Below are 5871 nucleotides of genomic sequence, written 5' to 3' on the forward strand. Positions count from 1 at the left end.
AATCGTATTTAGGAGAAGAGTTCTCTTTGGTTTTATGACAAAGCGACTCTACATACATCATTTGAGCCTGATTACCTTTTATGGCAGAAACTAAGTCCCATTCAGCCAGACATACATCCATAAGAAAATTGACAGCATCCCTGTATATAGTTACTGTCTCAGAAAATATATGATTGTATTGTTTTATTTTAACGGAATACGTGGAGTATATCTTCATGTGTTACTTTTCTTTCTGACTGCTTATATAATTAGTGACCTGCTCTATAGTACGCTCACTTACAGTTGCTACAAAATATGATGGATTCCATAAATGTCCACCCCAAAGCTTAGTTTTGATTTCTGGATGCGTAAGAAACAGCCATCTTGCAGTATTGCCTTTGAATACTTTAATTGCATCTGAAATCCTACATTGAGGCTTACATTCTATAAGCATATGTATATGGTCAGGCATTGTTTCCATAGCAAGGATTTTAATGCCTAAATCTTCGGCTGTACGGTAAAGATGTTCTTTAACATCTGACTCTATATTGCCAATAATGACCTTCTTACGATACTTGGTACACCATACTATATGGTACTGCAAGCAGTATACATATCCTCTACCATGCGTCACATCTGAATTTATCGTAAATATGCTATCTTTATCCATATCTGCATAATACCATACGTAATTAGCAGAGTCAAGAAAAGGCGGCTAACTCATGACTAAAGTCACGAGTTAGCCGCCAATGTTATCAAAAGCCATCTGATAATGTCAACATACGTTTTCTGTTTTATTCATAAAAAAGATAAAGCCGGAATTCCAGATATTAACTGGTTTTCCAGCTTTTTAATTCACATTGCATATTTGCCATCCGGCGAATAAAATCCTGCTTATTTCTTCCCGCCAAACAGCGCAGCCCAGTAGTGCTCCCCTTTATTATTCTCATAAACAGAAATAGCTACCGTTGTAAAATCGGAACTAAAAAAGTTCTCGCTGTCAGTGCTGCTTGATAGCCATGATTCCATAGCTTTGGAGGCATCGCCATATCCTTTATATATATTCTCTCCAAGAACTATAGACGGCTCTACGGTAAACCACATGGTTCCGTTTGGTCTTACATGGTTTTTGTCAAAAACAACGGCTATTTCGTTTGCTCTAACTCTGGCCCCGTATTCAAGAGTCGAACTCCATACTAAAGGCTTAAGCCCCTGCTCCTGTCTGGCAGCATTTACGACATCATAGGCCTCCGATATCAGGTTTCTTAGTTCATCATCCATAGGATAAGCGAACGGATCTCCCGGAACCACATCATCAAGAATCTCCGTATCAGCGCTAACCTCAGTTCTGTAAGCTCTTACTTCTGAAAAAGCTTCAGCATCTCTGCTCAGATTCTTTCTTATTCCCAGAATACTTGCTATAGCAGCTACAAGCACCACTGCCAACGCAAAAATGCCATACTTATACATTTTTTCATGTTTTTATCACCCCTACTAAGAAAAAAACAGTTAACAGTTTCTCCGCTATTTCTAATTCTTTTAAGCAGAGGAATCCTACGGGTTCACCATCTTCCTTAGCTGCAAAAAAGAAAAAGGGGATATCTGAAACGCATTTATTACATTTCTCAATCCCCTTAAGTGCTCCTGGTTTAACCGGTTCCCAACTACTTTATTTAATTATACTCCACATAATAAGGCTATTCAAACAATCCCATAGCTGCCCAGTCAAACGCATAAGTTCCGCTTTCATCCATCATGACACCTGTTTTCGTGTTATAATGCGCTGTAATGCATCCTTTCGGACAAGAAAAATTGGTTTTTAGCTATAGACCAATGTTGTTAACACTTTTTTGTTTTTCCTAATTACAAAGCATTAAGTAATAACAGTACCTTCCACAATATCGATAACATCAGCATAGCCTGCCTGTCGCATTAAGCGGCTTATTCCATCAAGCACTTCTTCCCTGGAGAAATCATGCTCTATAAGGAACTCTTCCCCCTTCTCAGATAAATATTGATAGAACATTGCCGCAGCAGCAATGCTATTCTTATCAGAATAATCAAGAGATTCCAAAAGGAGATTTTCAGCTTTATTTATCTCTCCGCAATCTATCATTTCAAGAAGCTCAGCAAGTTTTCTCCCGGAAACTTCATAGCCATTATCACGCTCCATCTCTACTGCAACATACTTTTTACCTAGCACCAATGAAAAAAGTACCCTTACCATTTCCTTAATAATGCGCATAATATAATCTTTTTCATCGTCAAATGTCATAATGCACCTCCGCTCTCATACGACAATACATCATTTTCTGTGCCTGAATGAAATAGCCGCTAAAGCCCTAAGTACAACAAAAGATATAATAAAAATGATACCAAAGAAAGCAATGGAGAGCTGAACTTCATTTCTTACAGAATATCTAAGCGCTATAAAGAAAAAGGGTACTGTAAACACCAATGAAGTTACTGCACTGACAAGAAGATCCCTACTTATGACCTCCGACTCCTTCTTTGAGCCGTTCCATGCACCTGCTCTGACAACAAGCGTCAGATATATAATGCCTCCGGCTAATATAGCTGCAGTTTCTCCAATTACCAGTCTCATGTCAGCATACATTATCAACTGTGCAACAATAGCAACTGCACTTACCATAAATATAATAATAAATCCATAACTGCTTGCTTTTACAGCTTCTTGTCTCTGAATATCGGTATAATCAGCTACCGTTTTCAAGGTTTCTTTTAGTTCTTTATCCATCTCGCTTTTCCTTTCTCCATTAAGAAGCTCCTTAATATCAATATCATAGTAATCAGCGAGTTCTATCATTATAGCAAGATCAGGCATATTTGATCCTGTCTCCCATCTAGATACTGTTCTCCCTGACACTCCTAATATTTCAGCAAGTTGCTCTGTGTTAAGTTTTTTTCCTTACGAAGTTCGCGTAAGAATGTTCCTATCTTCTGTGAATCCAAGTGTTCCTCCTCTCACTCACAGAATATAAAAAGTTGCCTGATCAGTACACGACATAAAGCGAGAAAATGCCGTTTTTTTCCATTAGACAACTTTGTCTATTTTTAGGTCAGTTCCTCTATAAAGTTCAATTGACGCATTGTTGCCAAATTATCTCTAGACATGGCACGAAGCTCATCAGGATCTATCCATTTGAACGCTATTGTCTCACCTTCCTGTAAAACAATGCTATCTTTATCAACATCTGTGACACAAAGATAATCTACATAATATGTCTTATGCCCATGATGTAACACACGGCCAATTTCTATCAGTTCATCTGATACTATTCCAGTTTCCTCTTGTAGTTCTCTCATTGCACAGGTTAATGGATCTTCACCCTGCAGCGCAGAACCACCAGCAGTTGCTTCCCACATTCCTCCAAGGTGCCTTCTCTTATCTCTCTGCATTATCAGATAGCTTCCATCTGTATGTCTTACTATGATTTCACTGCATAAATGGAAGTATCCTTCTGGTACCTGCTCTCCGCGAATCAAAGTTACACCCTCTATCTTATTAAGCTTACTGTCGTATGCATCCCATTTTTCCATGATTCATTCCCTTAAACTAATTATTCTCAAACTTCCATCCAAACAGCTCTATTACCGCGTTCAGATCATCCACCTCAAAATCTGCCTGTTCCTCTTCGCCAAGAGCATCCCAGTACTTCCACATCCCTTGCTTCACACGAACAGTCTTCATACCTATTTTCTTAGCAGGTATTATGTCATTATCAACCCTATCTCCGATCATGACAGCATTTTCAGGCTTACAACTAGCTCTTGATAAAGCAAGTTCAAATATTCTCCTGTCCGGCTTCTCTAATCTTTCTTCTGCAGAAGCAATGACAATATCTATGAACTTTAAAACACCATGCTTTTCTAATCTGGCTGCTGTTCCCGGAAGCTGATTAGCAATGACTCCAATTTTATATTTCTTACTCAATCGCTCAAGGCACTCATATGACTCCGGAAACAATTCCTCATCTTCACTTCTCCAGCGAGGTCTTTCTATTCCGTATTCCTGAATCAGTACTTGTTCTCCCTTTTTCTTTTCCTTATAAAGCTGAGTAACCTTATTCTGTATCGCATCAAAAGGTTCATTAACAGCATCAGCAATTTCGTGTATTCTATGTAAAAATGGCTTTTCCTCGCTTACCAAAGTTGAGCCAACATCAAAAAAGAGCCATTCTATGTTATCCAGCTTCATCACAAATCCTCTATCATCTTAATTGCATCATCTACAGAGATGCAGCTTGCAAATCTTTCCGGCCACATCATATCGTTGTAATACTTGTAGGTAGTTTCTCTATCCATGTAATCATTGTCGAAAGTAGAATTGGTACCTTTCGGAATTATTACCTTGTATCCTCTTTCAAAAGCCGATTTCACAGAGGCATCAATGCAAAAGTTCGTCTGCAATCCGACTATCATTAAATCTTTTTCTCTGGATTTTCTGAGATAATTTGCAAGATCATTATTACCAAAGCAGCTGTTTATCGTCTTTATGAAAATCTTCTCATTTTCCTTTGGAGCCACCTGATCAACTATCTCAAAATCCTTGTCACCAAAAGAAAAGCCTGTTCCAGGGCCATCATCATGCTGAACATAGATAATCTCAACATTATTCTTCCTTGCAGCATCAATAATATTTGTCACATTCCTTATGAATCCGTCAAAATCATATAGTCTTTCATCGGTGATTCCTTTTTGTACATCTATAACAATAAGCTTCATCGAACACCCTCCAACAAAAACATATTTTTACTATAACAGAAAAAGAGCCATTCAACAGTAATTTATTCTGCTAAATGGCTTTTTATATCAGATGACTGTCGAATGCTGCCGGCGACCGGGATTGAACTTTCCTGTGCCTTTCAAACACAGATGGAAAGGAGGCTGGCGGTTTCACTTGAATTTCTTAACCCACTTTTGAACATAGTTGTGGATATACATCAAATGTGCTTAAACCATTTTATTCTTTATAGTTCCTATGTGTAAATACAGGTGTCACAGTACCTGTAACCTTCTCGCGTTTTTCAACCTTAAGGACCGTAAACTGTGTCTGTCCTACTGTGTAGTCATTCATTCTTGCCTCAGAAGAAAAGATAGACATTTCACCGATAAATATTATCCCTGCCAGATTATCACTTTTCTTATATAGCATAAGATTTTCAAATCTCTCATGATTGTTTATCAGATAATCTGCATTGATGCTTGTCCAAGGGCACTTCTTTTTACTAAAGCCAAAAAAGCTGTACTCCTGGTTATCCAGCTTTTCTATTATGTCCGCAAGCTGTCCGAAAAGCTCTACCCTTAATTCCATTTCATCTGTATAATACCTTGATTTTTCAAAGTCAGCATTTTCATAAGTTCCTGCGATGATTTCATCATATAAAGATTCTGTTTGAGCTCCATGTACGTTTAAGAATTCAAGATCCTTCAGATAATGCAATCCCATTGTGTGGAACCAATCAACCTTATCAAAAACCAGGCAAAGAACGCTAACCTTTCCTTTTCTGCCAATTATTATAAGATATTCCGTGTTTAGCAGTTTGTCATATGAGCTTAAAGATTCTAACACTCCCATTGTATCTCCAAAAAATAAAGACCTTGTATTTTGATATGTACCCCCTTTACTGGACAATCCAGTAAGGGGGTATTTTCATGCGCTATAGTTATGAATTTAAAAAAGAATGCGTAGAACTTCACAGGCAAGGTATATGGGCTGACACGCCAGAAGGAGTTTCTACTGAAAGTTTTAGAAGCAAGATACGTAAATGGCATAGACTTGAGGATTTACATGGACCAGAGATGCTCAGAGCCAGTGGTCATCAGAAGGAATGGTCAGCTGATCAAAAGCTTGAATTAATTTCAAGGACC

Annotated in this window: 9 protein-coding genes; 1 reads left to right on the forward strand and 8 read right to left on the reverse strand. The window is 38.1% G+C overall.

Annotated features, from left to right (window positions below; all coding sequences use genetic code 11):
- Positions 1-220: 220 nt before the first annotated feature.
- The 8 genes from tnpA to G631_RS0115905 form a co-directional block, all read right to left on the reverse strand.
- Positions 221-649, reverse strand: coding sequence for an IS200/IS605 family transposase (gene tnpA, locus G631_RS0115870; RefSeq protein WP_026490274.1), 429 nt, complete (start codon positions 647-649; stop codon positions 221-223).
- 224 nt (positions 650-873) lie between these two features.
- Positions 874-1449: a CAP domain-containing protein gene (locus G631_RS0115875; protein WP_026490275.1), complete on the reverse strand. Its 576-nt coding sequence runs from the start codon at positions 1447-1449 to the stop codon at positions 874-876.
- A 403-nt stretch (positions 1450-1852) separates the two neighbouring features.
- Complete coding sequence (locus tag G631_RS0115880; protein WP_026490276.1) at positions 1853-2254, reverse strand: DUF6483 family protein; 402 nt, start codon at positions 2252-2254, stop codon at positions 1853-1855.
- Positions 2255-2284: 30 nt separating this feature from the next.
- On the reverse strand, positions 2285-2866 hold the full coding sequence (locus G631_RS19545; RefSeq protein ID WP_242829115.1) for a helix-turn-helix domain-containing protein: 582 nt from the start codon (positions 2864-2866) through the stop codon (positions 2285-2287).
- 188 nt (positions 2867-3054) lie between these two features.
- Positions 3055-3540, reverse strand: a complete 486-nt coding sequence (locus G631_RS0115890) for an NUDIX hydrolase (protein WP_081671386.1) — start codon at positions 3538-3540, stop codon at positions 3055-3057.
- Positions 3541-3556: 16 nt separating this feature from the next.
- Entirely contained in the window at positions 3557-4198 is a 642-nt protein-coding gene (locus G631_RS0115895; protein ID WP_026490278.1) for an HAD family hydrolase, read from the reverse strand.
- Positions 4198-4725, reverse strand: a complete 528-nt coding sequence (locus G631_RS0115900; RefSeq protein WP_026490279.1) for a cysteine hydrolase family protein — start codon at positions 4723-4725, stop codon at positions 4198-4200. The genes G631_RS0115895 and G631_RS0115900 overlap by 1 nt, the downstream gene beginning before the upstream one ends.
- 238 nt (positions 4726-4963) lie before the next feature.
- Positions 4964-5578: a PBECR4 domain-containing protein gene (locus G631_RS0115905; RefSeq protein ID WP_026490280.1), complete on the reverse strand. Its 615-nt coding sequence runs from the start codon at positions 5576-5578 to the stop codon at positions 4964-4966.
- Between the two features lie 77 nt (positions 5579-5655).
- Between G631_RS0115905 and G631_RS0115910 the strand changes: the two genes are divergently transcribed.
- Positions 5656-5871, forward strand: a 216-nt coding sequence (locus G631_RS0115910; protein ID WP_026490281.1) for a hypothetical protein, incomplete at its 3' end; no start/stop codon positions are given.

Source organism: Butyrivibrio sp. XBB1001 (assembly GCF_000424505.1).
Lineage (GTDB): Bacteria > Bacillota > Clostridia > Lachnospirales > Lachnospiraceae > Butyrivibrio.